This is a genomic window from Rhizobium sp. CCGE 510 (assembly GCF_000292525.1).
Lineage (GTDB): Bacteria > Pseudomonadota > Alphaproteobacteria > Rhizobiales > Rhizobiaceae > Rhizobium.
In genome coordinates this window covers 266,050-281,823 of the sequence record NZ_AEYF01000048.1, presented here as the reverse complement: position 1 = coordinate 281,823, position 15,774 = coordinate 266,050, and the positions used below count along the sequence as shown (strand labels likewise).

The following is a 15,774-nucleotide window of genomic DNA, read 5'->3' as shown; positions in this document are numbered from 1 at the left end:
CGGTTGGCCACCCGGACATCTCGGTGGCCACCATATCAGGAGCATATCCCATGGCGAACTCCATCATGATTATCGGCGCTGGCCCCGGTATAGGCGAGGCCGTCGCGGAGAAATTCGGCCGGGAAGGCTGGCACGTCGTGCTGACCGCGCGCAATGCCGCCCGTCTGGCCGGTCTGTCCGCGACCCTATCCGAACAAGGTCTCCACGTCTCCACCCTGCAGGCGGATGCGACCGACCCGGTGGCCTTGCGCAAGGCGATTGCCGAGGCCAACCGTATCACCGGTGGGCTGACGGCGGTCCATTTCAATGCGGCCGTTGTGCGTAAACAAGATCTGTTCAGCATGCGCGACGATGAGATCACGGACGACCTCGCCATCAATGTCGCTGCCGGCCTTCACACGATCCGGGCATCCGTCGAGTTGTTCGGTGCGCGTGGCGGCACGATCCTGGTTACAGGTGGCGGTCTCGCCGTCTCACCGCATGCCAGCTATGCGAGCCTCGGACTTGGCAAGGCGGCGCTCAGAAATGTCGTCGAGGGCCTGTCCGGTTCTCTGGCCGAACGCGGCATCCACATCGCGATGGCGACAATCGCCACGATCGTCGACCCCGGATCGAAAGAAGCAAGAGAGGCGGCCGAGACGATCTGGACGCTCGCGACGGACCCGACCTCAGGCTGGGAAACCGTCTACCCCGCAAACGCCTTCAAGGGAGACTGACATGACCGATACACTGACCTTGATTGCCAGGCTGACGGCCAAACCAGACAGTGCCGCGGTGCTTGGCGAAGCGCTCCAGGCCCTCGTGTCCCCGACCCGCGCCGAGACAGGATCGATCGATTATCACCTGCACCGCGACAGCGGCGATCCCGCGGTCTGGATTCTCTATGAGAACTGGCGATCGCGCGCCGATCTCGATGCGCATTTCCAGCAGCCCTACACCAAAGCCGTCATGGCGCGCTTTCCGGAACTGCTGGCCCGCGAGATGGAGCTGACATTCTGCAACATGACGTCGCCGCGCGCCTGAGGCTCGGCACAACACTGTCCCCATCAACCTCGACATCAAGGAAACACCCTCATGAAAATCTGGTTCATCACCGGCGCCTCGCGTGGCTTTGGCGCCCTCGTCACCACACGCGCTCTTGCTCAGGGCGACGCCGTCGTCGCCACCGCCCGTAATCCAAAGGCGATCACCGAGCGGTTCGGTGAACACCCCAACCTGCTTCCGGTCGCCCTCGATGTGACCGACGACAAACAGTCGACCGCGGCGGTGAAAGCCGCGATCGATCGCTTCGGCCAGATCGATATCCTGCTTAACAACGCCGGTTTCGGACTGATGGGCGCTGTCGAGGAGGCGACGGCATCCGAAATAGAGGCTGTCTACCGCACCAACGTCTTTGGTCTCCTCAACGTGACCCGCGCCGTCCTGCCCTTCATGCGGCAGGCGCGCTCCGGCCGCATCCTGAATATCTCATCGATCGGCGGCTATCGCGGTGCGGCCGGCTTCGGCGTCTACTCCTCGACGAAATTTGCCGTCGAGGGGCTGAGCGAAGCCCTGCATGACGAACTGGCGCCGCTAGGCATCCACGTCACCGTCGTAGAGCCGGGCTATTTCCGCACCGATTTCCTCGACGCCACGTCGCTGTCGGTCAGCGGCAACATCATCGGCGACTACGAAGCGACTGTCGGTAAGGTGAGAACCATAGCGGCCGATCTCAGCCATAACCAACCTGGCAATCCTCAAAAGCTTGCAGAGGTCCTGATCGCCTTCACTGACGCCCCCAATCCGCCGGTGCGCCTGCCGCTCGGTAGCGACACCGTCGCAGCGATCGAAAAGAAGCATGCACAGGACGCCGCCATTCTCTCTGAATGGCGCACCGTCTCGGTCTCGACCGACTTCGCCGTTGGCTCATGACGACGCGCGTCTGGTTAAACGTCTTGCGATGGGAGGCCGCTTTCGGGTCTCCCATCGCCTCGAGGAAATCGAACCGCCGACACCCTATTCAAATCGAGAATTGTTCACCTGCAACAGGCTTAATTCATCCGGCCTTAAGGGGGAAGCGGCGCGGATTTTCACCGTTCAAATCGCTCCAGCATTTTTCTTAACTGCGCGTTTTGCAGCGTTAGCTTTCCCGCCAACTGCCCCCTGAGCACCCTGATCTCTTCATCGAGGTTTATCTCCTCTGCAGTATGTACGACCTGGGATATCGGCGAAACGTTCGCAACCGCAGTTACCGCTTCCTTGCTGCGACGTCTTTGCTTGCGCGGTGCGACTTCGAGAGCTCGCCTGATCTCGGTAGTGTCATGTGCAGCGGTGACGTCGATACCAGTACCGCAGGATAAAGCCGGATCAGCGTCCTGCCCAATCTTTGCGGCACCGCGTTCGATCTTATCGCGGCCACCGTTTTTGGCTTTATCGGAATGCACAGGCTTGAGGGAAATGGCAGTGCCTTTTCCGTGACCAGGCAGCTCCTCGCTTGCCGTTCGAGCAGCACCATTCACTCTCTCCTCGGCAGGCGTTTCAGTAGGATCGGAAATAGCCACCGCCTCCGCCGGCACCTTCTCCGTCGAGCCGTTTTCTCGCTTTTGTTCGCGTCCCGGTGAGATCAGTCGGGCAAGAAATTTCCAGGGAGACGCCATCTATCCGACCTCGCGTTTTATCCCGCAAGCAGGCAGTGATTTCGAGCCTCGGCAACGGCATTCACCGTTGCCAAATTGTTTGTCTCGATAATCATGGAAATGCGGCCGGCGATGACCGGCTGCTTATCAATCGAGCTTGAGCCGTTTGCGCAGATCGGCATTTTCAGCGCGAAGTTTTTCAGCCAGGAGCTTGCGCAGTCGCTGATTTTCCTCTTCCAACTGCAAAAGGTCTGCCATCTCATCGACCGCCGTCAGCGGAGCGGCCGGTGCTGTCTGCGCAGCCTTCGGAGCACGGCGCACCGGTGCACGTTTGGCACTGGCCGCGGCTTCGATCGCGTTGACCTTGCGCCCTCTCCTCTTCACACCACCGGCGCCGACCAGAGCTTCTGCTGGCTCTGCCGTAGCGTCAGCTGACCCGGTCTCGAGTGCCGCGACTTTCTTGGTGCGGGGTTTACGTTGTTTCTTCGGTGCAATGGGCGTTTCGACAACGGTCGGTCCATCGGCTTTGGTAATCGTAGCAGTCTCGTCGGCCATGCTCATCTCCTGTGTATTTGATGCAGTTGTTGACGCGCCGAGAGGCGGAGTCAACAACGGCTCGGCCCGGTCTGGTTCCGATAAAGACATTTCGCTGTCGGATTTGCCACTAGGAGAGCTACCTGACAAATACGGCGTTGCCTCTCCCTCCAGGTCGCGGGCGACGGACTTTAAATCCATGTTGCCCCAAATCGAGTTCGAGCTGGAATCGAGTTTTCGCCTGCCGGTTTTGTACTCGACGGCAAAACCGCGTTGTACTTTTTTCAATATAAGAGGCCTTGGAAGATCCACGGGATGGTTTGGTAATATGCTGGTACATCCGGAATAACGGTTACCAGACTGCCAGTCCATACCCACTACTCGCTGCTGGCAGTTTTTGGCGTCGAGTTAAGGTGTTCCTCCGAAACGCGCGAGCAAAACCAGAGGCCAAATCAGATCCTTGGGCAGATTGACGACGCACAGCAGCGCATCCACCGAATTTTCAGACGGCTATTGAGCGCACGTTTGCAGTAGACGGGTCGTGACCTCCATCTGAGCGGCGTATTCTTTCATCGCTGCGTACGCCACCTTTTCCTTGTCGCTGAGCTGCCGCAAACTCTCCGCTTCCTCTCCCTCAAAATGGGGATTGCGACACCGAAGGCAGTGTCCGCCCGCTTCATCCCATCTACGAATGCCCGCAGATCCGGCAGGAAGCTTGCCATCGGCGGAGCGACTACCTTACAAACGCTGGGATCGGATGCGCGCGCTGAAATAGGCGATCCAACAAACAAGATTGCAAAAACAAGTTTGCCGGTGCGCATCACGAATTTCCTTGATAAGCCAAGTGTTAGCGACGCCTTTACAATAGTCGCAACAGTCGTTGTAGTGCAAAATGATGGCTCGCTTCATTTACATGACCCTTTTGGCTCCCCTCCTCGGCGGCTGCGCTCCTCCATACCCGCGCTTGGGCTGATTGCCTGTTGATAAGCAGGTCGTCGTGGATCATGAATTCCGCTGCGCCGGCCCGCGATACAGAACCACGCCGGGGAGAGACGCCATGACTACGGCCGACACCGCCGCACTGCTCGAAGACGCCGCCGATCGTATCGCGGATATCTCGCGCGCAGATTTGCAGATCATGTTGCGGCGCGCGGCGCTGCGGTTGCGGAATGCCGCCGGCGTGTCGATGGATGACGATGTGGAAGAAGTTCTCCGCGACCTTGCCAGCGAGTTCGGCATGACGCGCAACGACACGATCAGGTTTATCGTCCGGGAGTGGATGGAGAAGAACAGCTATCTGCCAGTGCATCACCTGGACGAAGACGGAGATGTCGAGGGCAATGCCTGATCGGCGTTATGCTGGCGAACCTCCCGTCATCGGGCGACGACCCGCTATCCCTTTTCGGCGGAGCTGACGTCGCTTTGCCTTGACGCGGGATCTGGATCGCCTTTTGCCGGCAATTCCGAGGATGAGCGTCCTCCAACTACAAGACGATCGGTTGATTTCAGCAACTCGTATGATCGGATTAGAAGAGCACGGGAGGTTGACAAGGTCGTTTCGAGAGGGGACTTGCGCATTGGGTGCACACCGCTATTCGCAGGCGGGAGCACATCGTAACCCTCGGCCATCAGCGCCTACGTTTTCGGTTGCTGACGATAAAGTGGATATAGGACGCTCCTGCGAAAAGTCCACGCCACCCACACCCGCAGCGAGGTGAAGCGCCGATAGCATCCCGAGCTATTCCAGCTCGTAAACCGTCGCCTCATCGGCCACATCCCGCAACCCCTTATATGACGCATGCCGCAGCTTCGCATCATGTGTCCAGGCACGATACTCGATCTCGGCAACAATCGTCGGATCGACGAAGACCGCGTTACGCTTCCGTCCTGTGTCGACCGCGGCCTTGCCAATGATCAGCTCGTCCATCTGCTTCCGAAGCTCGCCCGCGGAACGTTCGTTGAAGCCGGTTCCCACTCCTCCGACATAAACGAGCTCGTTTCCCTTGCGCGCGGCGAGCAGCAGCCGCCCGATGCCCCCGAATGACGCTTTCGACTTCTCATACCCAACGATCAAAAAGCCATCGCTCTGGACGCATTTGATCTTCACCCAGTCGCCGAGGCGGCCGCTGCGATAGGTGCTGTTGCGGTCTTTCGCGATGATGCCTTCCAGGTCGTGTTCGCAGGCGATGCGCAGAAGCGTTTCGCCGTCCGCATCGATCTCTTCTGAAAGCCGGATGGCATCCTCCCCGGCGAGCGGCACCAGCCCCTCGAGGAGATGACGCCGGGATGCGAGATCCGTCTCGGTTAGGTCATGGCCGTCGAAGTAGAGAAGATCGAACGCCATGAAGATTGCCTCTCTGGACGTCCGCTTGCCGCCGCGCCCGCCGAGCGACTGCTGAAGCATGCCGAAATCCGACCGGCCATGGTGGTCGAGAACGACGGCTTCGCCATCCAGAATAGCTGTTGAAACTGAGAGTCTTTTGGCCTCGGCCGCAATGGCCGGGAAGCGATCGGTCCAGTCATGCCCTCCCCGCGTCAGGATCCGGACGCCAGATGGCGCAATGTGGACGGCCAGGCGGTACCCGTCCCACTTCACCTCGAAGGCCCACTGCGGGCCTTTCGGTGGCCGTGGCTTCAGCAGCGCGAGGCACGGATCGATGCGAGCAGGCATAGGATCAAGGGGGAGTTGCGGCTGGGTGGGATCGCGGCGGCGGCGCGCCCGGCTGCGGATTGATGCGTCAACGTCACCGAGCAGCGGCTTGGAGGGCTTGCGAGGCGGCTTCGTCATGCCGGAATGACATCAGCAATGCCTTAAAAAGCAATTGACCAAGATTGATTATTGCGCCCCGTCGCCACGCGAAACGTCAGTATTTCTTAGGCGGAGGCTGATCTGCTGCACAGATCTCTTCATAGGTTAGATGACCGCCCAACGCACAGGAGATCTAACTGCTTGGGGTCTAGCAACTAACGTTGAGCGGCCAAATGAGAAGTATCACATTAATATGTCGGCTATAATAAAATCGGGCAAATAGATCTGGAATTTCTTCTTCTGCACGGTCACGTACAATTCGAGTCTGTTCCGAATCTTTGATCAAAACGTGGAGATCGGGAGGTTAAAAAGTAGTATCTATTGCAAATCTAAGGGATTTTAGCGATATTCTCCTGGTCGCGCTGGCGCGGCTACTAGAAAACACCCCCTCCGCTTAATCCCCGCAATCGTGGGGCCTTTCTTCCTCACAGTCACCGGCGCTGTCGGCTGCACCCGAGCAGGTGTTTGGATTACGGAGATCCACGAAACCGTCACGAATTGCTTGAATTAGTCCGTCGTCGCCAAAAGAATGGTGGCGGGGTACAGTGTCACATGGGCACCTATGAGACGCCGGCGGAGATGGTAGCAAGGCACGTATTGGAGGGCGAGAAGCATCTCGCTCACCAGACAGCTTTGATTGAGCGGTAACGCCGGATAGGCTTACCCAACCGAAGAGGCTCAAGTGTTGTTAGAACGCTTCTACCTGTTGCAGGCACAGCACGAGGAGCATCGGCAAAGGATTTCGGATGAATGCGAGCTGGGGTTACGGGACAAGCAAGGCAATCTCATCCCGTGGCAGCAGCGACAGAAGCGCTGAAGTCGCTCGTTGCCGACCGTAGCCGAATCTCTCACGCGCTCTTGACTCCCCTCCACGTGCGAACATAATAAGAACATCGGCGAGGCGGCCGCCAATCTGAACCGAAGAATGGAGCACGGATATGCGCGAGCCGCCGATCGGAGAAGCCGTGGTTGATCAGGGCGAGGAAGTGATCGCCTACCATGGGGGCGACGCGCGCGCGGCGGTCGGAACCTTGCTGGAGGATATCCGCCACCTCCGCCGGCAGCTAGCACTGGCAGAGGGCGCTATGAGCCGCGGCATCACGCGTGGCTGGCGGCCGAGCTACGATCGAGACTGACATGCTTGACCGTCCGCAACCAAAAACCGTTGCCTTCGAAGTCGCGTTTAACGACTGGTGGCGGTCGCAACCAGGATCTTTCCGAGACGGCATTAGCCCGTCGGCTGCACGCGCTTGCTTTCGCGCAGGATATACCGCCGGTAAGAACGCCACCGAGCGCCGTTTCGTTTTCAGGGCGGGCCGCATGCGCATCACTGTCTGGGCAACTGGTCCTACGGCAGCGAAGGCAAAAGCCGAGATGGAAGCTGATTTCCGGGCAGCAAAGAAAGGCCGGCCGGTCCCGAAAACGGGATGGCAGCTTCAGGAGGTCACGTGAGCGACATCGACAGGCCGGCGCTGACGAATGCGGCGCTGATGTATGTCCATTATTGCGAGCGCGAGGGATGCCAGGGGTGGGGCCAGTCGGGGTGACACCCCTTCCCCGGCTGTCGCGACCCGCTGGTGGTGCTTTGAGCATTTTCCGCATAAGTCAAATGAACAAGAACAGGCGCTCAAACGGAAGCTTGAGGCAGCCGAGAGTGGGGATATGGCTCAATGATTGCTGGTCTGATTGTCTGCGCATCGTTGACTGTCGTTGACGGTGATACCGTGAAATGCGATGGGCAGAACATGCGGTTGCTGGGAGAGGGTGTTCCGTTCGTGTCGGGCATCGACACGCTGAGATCGGATCCCATGCGAAATGCATCACGGAACGGAAGCTGGCGCTGATCGCCAAGGGCCGGCTGAAAGAGCTACTGGCCGAGAAGGGTTTGCGGGTGATGTTCAGCGGCGCGGTGGACAAGACACAAACGCATCGGCCTCTCGTCAACATCTATCGAACGAATGGCGAAGAGATAGGGAAGAAACTGCTGAGGGAAGGCTTCGCGCGGACCTGGGGCCCGAGGCAACGGAATGACTGGTGCGATTAGCTGGTGAGCCCGCCCTGCCCACGCGGAACGGGCGAATTCCAGCATGTTTGAATGTAGAGATAAGCATTTTGGATAGATATCCGCCGTGCCCTGACGCGGTTACAATCTTCTCTCGTCGAGGAGAAGGGAGTGAACGATGAAAGCGATCACGGTTTCTGGCCTCATTATGCTAGCCTTCGCATCTGCTGCATATGCCGCAACCATGACGGCGGAGCAGCTGAAAAGCGAGTTGGTAGGCCACCCAATCCACTGGAAGTCAAAAACGCAATCAGGCGTCACAACTTATAAGCCAGACGGAACGATTGAAGCGACTGTCGACGGAGACAAGGCCACCTACAACGGCACATGGAGCATCAAAGGCAACAAGATGTGCGAGAAGTTCGACAAGGAAAAATGCGCAACGATCACTTCCCTTGGTGGGAAGAAATACTCCAAGGGGGCCGGAACGTTTACGGTGGAGTAGCGCCTGTTTTGATTTTCGTCGCCAGGCGGCAGGTAAACCGCCTGGCTTCTCGCGTAATGTGAGCTCAGCCAGCGGCCTTGATGCTCGTATTGCAAAGGCTCCAATAGCCGCCGCCCTTCTGGATCCACTTCAGATCTCCAAGCGTGCCGGCGTCCTTGGCCGAATGATAGGCATCGACGCAGGTATGGAGACGAGCTTTTCCGGGCGTCTCGCTCGAATATTTCTTGTCGATCGCCTTCGGAAACTTGACGCTCTTGGGCGCTGCGGTCGTTGCCTTTTCAGGCTCTTTGTCGGTTGTCTTTGTGACGTCCGCCTCGTCTTCCTTATCAGCGGCAGCAGCATCCGCGCCACAGAACTTGGCGCGGAAATCGTTCCACTTCATGTCTTTGGCGGAACCATCGGTTTTAGCCGCCTGATATTTTGTGCTGCATTCCTTCATCGTCAGCGCGTGCGCCGGCGTCGACACGATAAAAGCAGCAAGCAACGATCCGGCAGCGGAGAGAAGCAATTTGTGCGACATGTGATTAGCCTCGGTCGATGATGTTGACGTTTCAGTCTTCTCTTCCGTCTGAGCTGTAATGCCGATTACGGAAGGGCTACATTGGGGCTTCTGCTCAATGAACCTTCGATGAACAGCCCGCACATTGACCGGTTGTCAGTTTGACCACCGGCACTCAGCTGGAGCGGGAACCGCAAAAACCGTTTGCCTGCCGCAAGACCGGTTAGAAGGTTGCCGCAGGAGGGTCAGCATCGCGCCGGCGAAGCCGGGACCGGGATCGACAAGCCCCGCCGCGCGGGACAAGCACTGTTACCCTTCATCCGTGATCAGAATTGGCGCCCGAAAGGTCCCACGTCACCACTTGCCGAGGCTCCGAGATGCACCGCGGCAGTCTCAAAATTTTCTCAAGCAAAGTCTTGAAACCTAATTTCTGGAAAACCAGATATTTTTCGCTGGACGCCGAAAGGGCCAGTATTCGCTGGGGCGCCGCGCGTTCGGCGCCACCCATGTTGCTTCAAGGAGGATATGGCTATGGCAACATCTTACGACTATGCACCGCTTTTCCGTTCGAGCGTTGGCTTCGACCGGGTCTTCAATCTCCTCGAGAACGCTCAGCGTGCCCGCTCGGTCAGCGACTGGCCGCCCTACGATATCATCAAGACGGGTGACGACACATACCGAATCTCAGTTGCGGTCGCAGGTTTCTCGCAGGACGATCTCAACCTGACATTCCAGTCGAACCTGTTGACCGTCATCGGCAATAAGGGCGAGACGCAGAGCGATGGCTATCTGCATCGCGGCATAGCCGGCCGTCCGTTCGAGCACCGCTTCGAACTGGCAGATCACGTTCGGGTTTCGGGCGCCGATCTGACAAACGGTCTCCTATCCATCGATCTGGTCCGGGAAATCCCCGAGGCTATGAAGCCGCGCAAGATCGACATACAGACGAATGCAACACTCGCAAATAAGGCGAATGCACCGCAGATCGAGGCTCAGAAAGCCGCCTGACGACCAAAACATGCGGGGGCGCTGTCTACCGGCGCCCCTTCCCTTTCAACGATCGGGCTTTTGAAAGGAGTGCACCATGAAACCCGATATGTTCGAAACGCCAGTGACGATTTTGACCGGCCTGGGTATTCCTACACCAATCCACTCAGTGATGCATGCCTATAGATTTCTGCTGGAATGGCCGACACCAATCCATGACGCCGCCCATGCAGTCGCTTTGAGAGCTTGCAAGGCCGCCATCGACTGCGCCATCGACCCGGAGACGGCGCGAAGCGTGTTTGTCGCCTTCGCAGATAGACACGACCTACTTGCGCCCGAGCTTGGTGGCATCATGGCCGCGCGCAACAAGCAAGGCAGTGATCCGCATCTGCGGTGAGGTCGCTGTACCATCAGAGCCCAGCGCCGGGGAGCGCCTTGATGCTGGCGACCACAAACGAGTGGCGGCTGGGTCGGCGGGCTCAGCGGCGGACGCGGTAGCGGATGTGCGTGGCCTCGGGTGTATCAATCACCCGAACGATCTCCAACTCGACGCGCGATGGTAAGACTTCGAACATTCGTCGGCCACATCCGAACAAGACTGGAACCTGGTGTATTTGCAGTTCGTCGAGCACGCCAGCTTCCAGAGCCCGTTGCGCCGTATACGCGCCAAGCACCAACACGTCCCGGTCCCCGGCGGCGGTCTTCGCTTGCGCCATTGCGCTCGCGATCCCGTCGTTCACGTATTTGACCAACGGATAATTCGCGACGGATGGTCCGGGCGGCCTGTGACTGGGTACGAAGATCGCGACACCGTGATTGTCACCGCCCCAGTGATCGACCTGCTCCATGGTTCGCCGACCCGCCAGAATCGCACCTGGCGCGTTCCATTCGTCCCACAATTGTCCGACCGGTCCGGTCGGTCGGGAAAAATCCCCGTACCACTTGTGCAACCGCATAAAGTCATCGCCGCCGGGATTGCCCACTTCATCATTGGGCCCCGCGATATACCCATCCAGCGACATAGACATGAAGAGCACTGATGCAGACACTTTTATCTCCTGTGGTGTTTTCCAAACTGGGGCGGTGGAAATTCGCTCTGCGGGTGGGCCTATGGATGCAAAAGCTCGTCCAGGCGAACAGCGCGCGCGGACGGTCTTGATGTTCCCAAGGACGCTCGAGCGACGCTGACGCCGACATCCCGAATACTTATTATATTGGGTACTGCCCTATCTATGCTCGAGCCGACTGGTTTGGTCCGGCCCCATATCCAGCGAACCCTATTCCAACACACAACGGACCAGGCAGCTAGGATAGGCGAGCCGGTCCAAGTCGGTTAGACTGGGACGGAGAGATGTCGGTTGCCGCCGTAGTTACGCGGCTCGGCCGCCGCACTATTGAGACCGACATGCTGGCTCCAGCTGATTAAGGATGATACAGAGTTCGCAAAGTTCAATCGTCGACCCCTTCAGAGCGACTGCGCCGTGGTTTCCATCCCCGCCCGGTGTCGCGCCTGTCCTGATGAGCCTTCATCCACGGCGGAGGCACTTCTCTATGGTGTGCTTTTGCTGCAGAAGAAAATACGACGAACGGGCACGATCGAGCGCTGAGCGCTGATGGCGTGGCCGGGCGGCGATCGGTCGTGCGTCAGCAGCGCGATATGGACCGCCCGGCAAGGAGCGGAGCGTACGCGGCGAGTCGGTGGGATATGAACTCTGTGAACAGCCGCACGCGTTTCGTCTTGCGTGTCTCCCCCTGCGTGAGAAGCCAGATCGCCGCACGTGATTTCACATCAATGCCGGGAACTCTCGCGAGCAGGTGATCGGCATCTCCGACGAAACAGGGCAGTTTGGTCATGCCGATCCCTTGCCTTGCCGCAGCGATCTGCGCGTCGGCGTCCGGCGTCCTGAAGGGGACCCCTGTAGCGCGAAACTCCCCTTCGTCGACCCAGTCCGGAAGAGCCTGACCGCCGATGACGATGGGCCGGATTGGATCCGGCGCACCCGCACGCCACGCGGCCAGTCTATCGCGGGACATATAAACACCCGCAAGCAGATCCGGACCCTTCAGACCATGAAGATTGAGCGGCAGGGTCTTGCGATTGGAGACCATCCGGATCGCCACATCCGCTTCCCGGTTGGTCAGATTCACGACCTCGCCGGTTGATACGATCTCCATCTCGATGTCGGGATGCAGACGCGCAAAATCTGCGATATCCGGCATGAGCAGGTGTGTCGCAAGGAACGGGGCAACGTCACCCGCAGAAGCCCGCGTACGCTCTGATCGCGCCCGAAGACGCGCGTCTCCAGTTGGTGCGACGAGGCTTCCATCTGGTTCGCGAACTCGAGAACCTCCTCGCCCGCGGCCGTCAGGCGGTAGCCCGAAGGCAGCTTTTCGAACATCTGCGCCCCGAGGTGCTCCTCGAGTTGAGCAATGCGTCGCAGCACGGTTGCGTGGTTGACCCCAAGGCTCTTGGCGGCAGCCCGCACTGAGCCGCCACGCGCGGCGGCAAGAAAGTAGCGAACGTCATCCCAGTCGATCATGGTCCATTCCCGCGCCGCATCGCGCGGCTTCCGAAGACCAATCTACCCTACTCGGCCGGATTGCGCATGATCGTCGCTGCGTTCGATCACGTAAGTGGATCGTTTTCGCACCATGGATGCGCGCGATTGCGCACTCACCGCCGGGCGCCGGTGACCCCATATCACGGCTGTCGGAGGATGTCTCCGCAAAGCGATGACCCGAGACGCGACACAAGGAATGCATGACATGACCAGATTGAATGGAAAGACCGCCGTGATCACGGGCGGCGCCACTGGGATCGGCCTCGCGGCTGCAAGGCGCTTCATCGAGGAGGGTGCCTTCATCTTCATTTACGGCCGTCGGCAGCAAGCACTCGATGCGGCTGTGGCCGAGCTTGGACCTAACGCCCGCGCGGTGAAGGGCTCGGTCTCGGATGAGGCCGATCTGGATCGGCTCTACGCGGCGGTGAAAGCCGAGCGCGGAAGCCTTGACATCGTCTTCGCCAATGCCGGGGCCGGAAGTCCGCTTCCTCTCGGCCAGATCACCGCCAAGCACATCGACGACACTTTCGGCACCAACGTGAAGGGTACGATCTTCACGGTCCAGAAGGCGCTACCATTGATGGGCCCAGGCGGTTCGATCATCCTGACAGGATCGAGCGCTGGGACCACTGGCGCCCCGGCATTCACTGCCTACAGCGCCAGCAAGGCAGCCGTGCGCAATCTCGCACGGACCTGGGCGGAGGATCTGAAGGGTACCGGAATCCGGGTCAACGTGCTGTCGCCCGGCGCGACGGCGACCGAACTCGCGAAGGAAGCGCTCGGAGAGGAGGGTCAGAAGGCCTACGGGGCGATGACCCCGCTCCGGCGCATGGCCGATCCGGCAGAGATCGCGGCCGCGGCCGCCTTCCTCGCGTCGGACGACAGCAGCTTCATGACCGCCAGCGAGGTCGCCGTCGACGGCGGCCTGGCGCAACTCTGACCCCCAGCGCGGTTCCGTGGCTAACTCACACACAACATAGGACAAAAGATTATGAAAGCACTCGAAGGTAAAATCGCAGTCATCACCGGCGGAAGCAGCGGGATTGGCTTGGCCACAGCCAAGCGTTTCGTGGAAGAAGGTGCGCAGGTGGTGATCATTGGGCGACGCGAGAAAGCCTTGCAAGGGGCCGCGGCCCTTATCGGGAAAAACGTGACAACAGTCGTCGGCGACGTCTCGCGCCTGGATGATCTAGACCGGCTCTACGCCACTGTGAAGGAGAAACATGGTCACATCGACATTCTCTTCGCAAACGCGGGCGCAGGTACGGTCGCGCCGCTCGCAGCAGCGACTTAGGCCCATTTTGACCAGACCTTCGATGTTAACGTGAAGGGTCTATTCTTTACGGTGCAGAAGGCCCTTCCTCTCTTCAAGGACGGCGGTTCGATTATCCTGAACTCTTCGGTCTCGAATGTGATGGGGCTGCCGGCGTTCAGCGCCTACGCAGCAAGCAAGGCGGCTGTTCGCAGCTTCTCGCGGTCTTGTACCCAGGAACTGAAGGACCGCAAAATCCGCGTCAATACGATGAGCCCCGGCGCGATCGAGACCCCCGACTTGGCGACAACGACCGGGCTTACCGCCGAGCAAGCCGAGGACGCGGTCGCACAGTTTGCGTCACAGATCCCAATGGGTCGCAGGGGCAAGCCAGAGGAAATCGCGGCTGCGCTCACGTTCCTCGCCTCCGATGAAAGCTCCTACATCACCGGTATTGATCTCGCCGTCGATGGTGGCTGGGCGCAGGTCTGACCCAGCTTTAACACAGGATCGGAGAAGTATTATGAGCTACGCAATCATCGGCTTCGGCAATATCGGCAATGCCCTGGCCAAAGCGTTTTCCCGCAACGGCATCGATGTAACGGTTGCAACCACGCGCGACCCGGAAAGCTTTGCTGCTGATGCGGCCGCGATCGGGCCCAAGGTTATGGCCAAAACACTGGCGGAAGCCGTCAAGGCGGACATCATCTTCTTGGCTGTCCGTTTGGAGTCGCATCCAGATGTCGCGAAGAGGCTCTCCACCTGGCAGGGGAAGACTATCATCGATGTGATCAATGCCTACGGCGTGCCCCCTGAGCAACCGGGAGGACAGCCTTCTTCCAAAGCCGTCGGGCAGGCTTTCTCTGGCGCAAGGCTGGTCAAGGGCTTCAACCATCTCGCCGCCGCCACCCTTGCCCAAGATCCAGCGGTGCAGGGCGGCAGGAGAGTCGTGTTCCTGGCGAGCGACGACGACGCTGCCGCCGAGGAGATTGGCGCGCTTGCGGAAAATCTCGGCTTCGCGCCGATCAAACTTGGCGGGCTGTCGGAAGGCGGGCTGCTGGTCCAGGCGCGCGGAAAGAGCTGGGGTCATCTGATCTTCAAGGACCTGGTCGAGTTTTAAAACGACGTCCCCACGCCAGGGTCACGATGTGCCGATCGGATCGAGCGCGATCCGATCCCAGCGAAATGGAGACATACCCATGAATATTGAAGAAAACATCCAAATCGTGAAGGACTTCTTCGCCGCGATCGGCCGCGGCGACAAGGAGACACTGCTGGTGCTGGTCGCGGAAGATATCGAGTGGATCATTCCGGGCAAGGACTGGCCGCTGGCCGGCACCTACCTGGGCCACGCGGGACTGGCAGATTTGCTGGAGACGGCATCCAGGTCGATGGAAACCTCCACGGAACCCCGGGAGTTTGTCGCGCAAGGAGACCGGGTTCTCGTCGTCGGCTTCGCCAGCGGGAAGGTCAAAGCCACGAACAAGATGTTCGAGGATGACTGGATCTTCGCCATCACCGTCCGGGACGGGAGACTGACCAGCATCCGAGAATACGTCGACACGCAGGCCCTGGCACGGGCCGCGCGGATGGTCGGGTCCGGGCCAGCGTAGCGTTCGATCGGTCACCGGCGGATCATTCTCTGTAGATCAGTGCTGTTGGCGCACTGACGACGTTCCTCCGCTAACGATGCTTGCGTGGGGCACGGGCGATGACGGCCTCTATGGCCGAAAAGGGGCGCAAAAGCCGCCGTTGAGCGCGTCAGTCCCGTTTCCCGAAGCCCCGGCAGACACCTTTCGTCTTGAACGGATTCGAACCGCCAGTTCCGCTCTGTTGATTACCTGATTTTAGCTAGCTAAGCCTCTATAATAATTGGATAACGTTCGATTTTTTGCGCCACCAATGGCGTGAAAATGACGGTCCGCCCTCGTCCCTCACATCGGAACATCACATTCGGTGACGTTTATGCTTCGGCCTCGAGCGCATGCTTCACGCGCACAATCAGCAGCG

General features: G+C 59.3%; 17 protein-coding genes and 5 pseudogenes. 16 read left to right on the top strand and 6 right to left on the bottom strand.

Going from position 1 to position 15,774, the window contains the following annotated elements:
* The first annotated feature begins 50 nt into the window (after nt 1–50).
* From RCCGE510_RS29655 to RCCGE510_RS29645, 3 genes are read left to right on the top strand one after another with little or no spacing between them, the layout of a single operon-like run.
* Nucleotides 51–716, top strand: a complete 666-nt coding sequence (locus RCCGE510_RS29655) for an SDR family oxidoreductase (RefSeq protein WP_007636516.1) — start codon at nt 51–53, stop codon at nt 714–716.
* Nucleotide 717: 1 nt separating this feature from the next.
* The gene (locus tag RCCGE510_RS29650) at nt 718–1,023 is read left to right on the top strand and encodes a putative quinol monooxygenase (RefSeq protein ID WP_007636514.1); all 306 of its coding nucleotides are present in this window, start codon (nt 718–720) and stop codon (nt 1,021–1,023) included.
* A 51-nt stretch (nt 1,024–1,074) separates the two neighbouring features.
* A complete protein-coding gene (locus RCCGE510_RS29645) occupies nt 1,075–1,911 on the top strand; it encodes an oxidoreductase (protein ID WP_007636511.1) in 837 nt (278 codons plus the stop codon).
* Between the two features lie 158 nt (nt 1,912–2,069).
* Here RCCGE510_RS29645 and RCCGE510_RS29640 read toward each other — a convergent pair whose 3' ends face one another.
* Together RCCGE510_RS29640 and RCCGE510_RS34000 are read right to left on the bottom strand one after the other, a co-directional pair.
* Nucleotides 2,070–2,636, bottom strand: coding sequence for a hypothetical protein (locus RCCGE510_RS29640; protein WP_007636509.1), 567 nt, complete (start codon nt 2,634–2,636; stop codon nt 2,070–2,072).
* 126 nt (nt 2,637–2,762) lie between these two features.
* Nucleotides 2,763–3,437 carry a hypothetical protein gene (locus RCCGE510_RS34000; RefSeq protein ID WP_007636507.1) on the bottom strand — a complete coding sequence of 225 codons (675 nt, stop codon included), beginning with the start codon at nt 3,435–3,437 and terminating at the stop codon, nt 2,763–2,765.
* Nucleotides 3,438–4,206: 769 nt separating this feature from the next.
* Between RCCGE510_RS34000 and RCCGE510_RS29630 the strand changes: the two genes are divergently transcribed.
* The gene (locus RCCGE510_RS29630; RefSeq protein WP_007636506.1) at nt 4,207–4,497 is read left to right on the top strand and encodes a hypothetical protein; all 291 of its coding nucleotides are present in this window, start codon (nt 4,207–4,209) and stop codon (nt 4,495–4,497) included.
* A 390-nt stretch (nt 4,498–4,887) separates the two neighbouring features.
* On the opposite strand, the gene ligD is transcribed toward RCCGE510_RS29630, so the two are convergent.
* Entirely contained in the window at nt 4,888–5,937 is a 1,050-nt protein-coding gene (gene ligD, locus RCCGE510_RS29625) for a non-homologous end-joining DNA ligase (RefSeq protein ID WP_007636505.1), read from the bottom strand.
* Between the two features lie 959 nt (nt 5,938–6,896).
* Between ligD and RCCGE510_RS29615 the strand changes: the two genes are divergently transcribed.
* The 5 genes and pseudogenes from RCCGE510_RS29615 to RCCGE510_RS29600 all read left to right on the top strand — a co-directional run bounded on the left by RCCGE510_RS29615 (nt 6,897) and on the right by RCCGE510_RS29600 (nt 8,465).
* Nucleotides 6,897–7,094, top strand: a complete 198-nt coding sequence (locus tag RCCGE510_RS29615) for a hypothetical protein (RefSeq protein ID WP_007636504.1) — start codon at nt 6,897–6,899, stop codon at nt 7,092–7,094.
* A gap of 1 nt (nt 7,095) precedes the next feature.
* Nucleotides 7,096–7,410, top strand: coding sequence for a hypothetical protein (locus RCCGE510_RS29610; RefSeq protein ID WP_037080213.1), 315 nt, complete (start codon nt 7,096–7,098; stop codon nt 7,408–7,410).
* 38 nt (nt 7,411–7,448) lie between these two features.
* A pseudogene (locus tag RCCGE510_RS33995) lies at nt 7,449–7,632 on the top strand (hypothetical protein).
* Nucleotides 7,629–8,002: pseudogene (locus RCCGE510_RS35760) on the top strand (thermonuclease family protein). The pseudogenes RCCGE510_RS33995 and RCCGE510_RS35760 overlap by 4 nt, the downstream one beginning before the upstream one ends.
* A 136-nt stretch (nt 8,003–8,138) precedes the next feature.
* Complete coding sequence (locus RCCGE510_RS29600; protein WP_007636501.1) at nt 8,139–8,465, top strand: hypothetical protein; 327 nt, start codon at nt 8,139–8,141, stop codon at nt 8,463–8,465.
* 64 nt (nt 8,466–8,529) lie between these two features.
* On the opposite strand, the gene RCCGE510_RS29595 is transcribed toward RCCGE510_RS29600, so the two are convergent.
* Complete coding sequence (locus RCCGE510_RS29595) at nt 8,530–8,985, bottom strand: hypothetical protein (protein ID WP_007636497.1); 456 nt, start codon at nt 8,983–8,985, stop codon at nt 8,530–8,532.
* Nucleotides 8,986–9,495: 510 nt separating this feature from the next.
* Between RCCGE510_RS29595 and RCCGE510_RS29590 the strand changes: the two genes are divergently transcribed.
* A complete protein-coding gene (locus RCCGE510_RS29590; RefSeq protein ID WP_007636495.1) occupies nt 9,496–9,972 on the top strand; it encodes an Hsp20 family protein in 477 nt (158 codons plus the stop codon).
* Nucleotides 9,973–10,048: 76 nt separating this feature from the next.
* Nucleotides 10,049–10,348: a DUF982 domain-containing protein gene (locus tag RCCGE510_RS29585; RefSeq protein ID WP_007636493.1), complete on the top strand. Its 300-nt coding sequence runs from the start codon at nt 10,049–10,051 to the stop codon at nt 10,346–10,348.
* Nucleotides 10,349–10,430: 82 nt separating this feature from the next.
* Here the strand turns inward: RCCGE510_RS29585 and RCCGE510_RS29580 are convergent, their stop codons facing one another.
* On the bottom strand, nt 10,431–10,979 hold the full coding sequence (locus RCCGE510_RS29580; RefSeq protein ID WP_192815372.1) for a dihydrofolate reductase family protein: 549 nt from the start codon (nt 10,977–10,979) through the stop codon (nt 10,431–10,433).
* 504 nt (nt 10,980–11,483) lie between these two features.
* Here RCCGE510_RS29580 and RCCGE510_RS34940 point away from each other — a divergent pair.
* Nucleotides 11,484–11,558: pseudogene (locus RCCGE510_RS34940) on the top strand (NADH-quinone oxidoreductase subunit B); the annotation flags it as partial.
* Nucleotides 11,559–11,595: 37 nt separating this feature from the next.
* Here RCCGE510_RS34940 and RCCGE510_RS29575 read toward each other — a convergent pair.
* Nucleotides 11,596–12,491, bottom strand: a pseudogene (locus tag RCCGE510_RS29575) (LysR family transcriptional regulator).
* 226 nt (nt 12,492–12,717) lie between these two features.
* Between RCCGE510_RS29575 and RCCGE510_RS29570 the strand changes: the two are divergent.
* The 4 genes and pseudogenes from RCCGE510_RS29570 to RCCGE510_RS29555 all read left to right on the top strand — a co-directional run bounded on the left by RCCGE510_RS29570 (nt 12,718) and on the right by RCCGE510_RS29555 (nt 15,377).
* A complete protein-coding gene (locus RCCGE510_RS29570) occupies nt 12,718–13,452 on the top strand; it encodes an SDR family oxidoreductase (protein WP_007636490.1) in 735 nt (244 codons plus the stop codon).
* Between the two features lie 51 nt (nt 13,453–13,503).
* Nucleotides 13,504–14,256: pseudogene (locus RCCGE510_RS29565) on the top strand (glucose 1-dehydrogenase).
* Between the two features lie 31 nt (nt 14,257–14,287).
* Nucleotides 14,288–14,884, top strand: a complete 597-nt coding sequence (locus RCCGE510_RS29560; protein ID WP_007636489.1) for an NADPH-dependent F420 reductase — start codon at nt 14,288–14,290, stop codon at nt 14,882–14,884.
* A 79-nt stretch (nt 14,885–14,963) separates the two neighbouring features.
* Complete coding sequence (locus RCCGE510_RS29555; protein ID WP_007636488.1) at nt 14,964–15,377, top strand: nuclear transport factor 2 family protein; 414 nt, start codon at nt 14,964–14,966, stop codon at nt 15,375–15,377.
* Nucleotides 15,378–15,774 lie beyond the last annotated feature (397 nt).

Excerpts from the sequence above, each read along its gene's own strand:
- RCCGE510_RS29645 (WP_007636511.1), top strand. The coding sequence starts at position 1,075 with ATGAAAATCTGGTTCATCACCGGCGCCTCGCGTGGCTTTGGCGCCCTC.
- RCCGE510_RS29560 (WP_007636489.1), top strand. The coding sequence starts at position 14,288 with ATGAGCTACGCAATCATCGGCTTCGGCAATATCGGCAATGCCCTGGCC.
- RCCGE510_RS29640 (WP_007636509.1), bottom strand. The coding sequence starts at position 2,636 with ATGGCGTCTCCCTGGAAATTTCTTGCCCGACTGATCTCACCGGGACGC.
- ligD (WP_007636505.1), bottom strand. The coding sequence starts at position 5,937 with ATGACGAAGCCGCCTCGCAAGCCCTCCAAGCCGCTGCTCGGTGACGTT.
- RCCGE510_RS29630 (WP_007636506.1), top strand. The coding sequence starts at position 4,207 with ATGACTACGGCCGACACCGCCGCACTGCTCGAAGACGCCGCCGATCGT.
- RCCGE510_RS29595 (WP_007636497.1), bottom strand. The coding sequence starts at position 8,985 with ATGTCGCACAAATTGCTTCTCTCCGCTGCCGGATCGTTGCTTGCTGCT.
- RCCGE510_RS29570 (WP_007636490.1), top strand. The coding sequence starts at position 12,718 with ATGACCAGATTGAATGGAAAGACCGCCGTGATCACGGGCGGCGCCACT.
- RCCGE510_RS29610 (WP_037080213.1), top strand. The coding sequence starts at position 7,096 with ATGCTTGACCGTCCGCAACCAAAAACCGTTGCCTTCGAAGTCGCGTTT.
- RCCGE510_RS29615 (WP_007636504.1), top strand. The coding sequence starts at position 6,897 with ATGCGCGAGCCGCCGATCGGAGAAGCCGTGGTTGATCAGGGCGAGGAA.
- RCCGE510_RS29600 (WP_007636501.1), top strand. The coding sequence starts at position 8,139 with ATGAAAGCGATCACGGTTTCTGGCCTCATTATGCTAGCCTTCGCATCT.
- RCCGE510_RS29580 (WP_192815372.1), bottom strand. The coding sequence starts at position 10,979 with ATGTCTATGTCGCTGGATGGGTATATCGCGGGGCCCAATGATGAAGTG.
- RCCGE510_RS29655 (WP_007636516.1), top strand. The coding sequence starts at position 51 with ATGGCGAACTCCATCATGATTATCGGCGCTGGCCCCGGTATAGGCGAG.
- RCCGE510_RS29650 (WP_007636514.1), top strand. The coding sequence starts at position 718 with ATGACCGATACACTGACCTTGATTGCCAGGCTGACGGCCAAACCAGAC.
- RCCGE510_RS29585 (WP_007636493.1), top strand. The coding sequence starts at position 10,049 with ATGAAACCCGATATGTTCGAAACGCCAGTGACGATTTTGACCGGCCTG.
- RCCGE510_RS29555 (WP_007636488.1), top strand. The coding sequence starts at position 14,964 with ATGAATATTGAAGAAAACATCCAAATCGTGAAGGACTTCTTCGCCGCG.
- RCCGE510_RS29590 (WP_007636495.1), top strand. The coding sequence starts at position 9,496 with ATGGCAACATCTTACGACTATGCACCGCTTTTCCGTTCGAGCGTTGGC.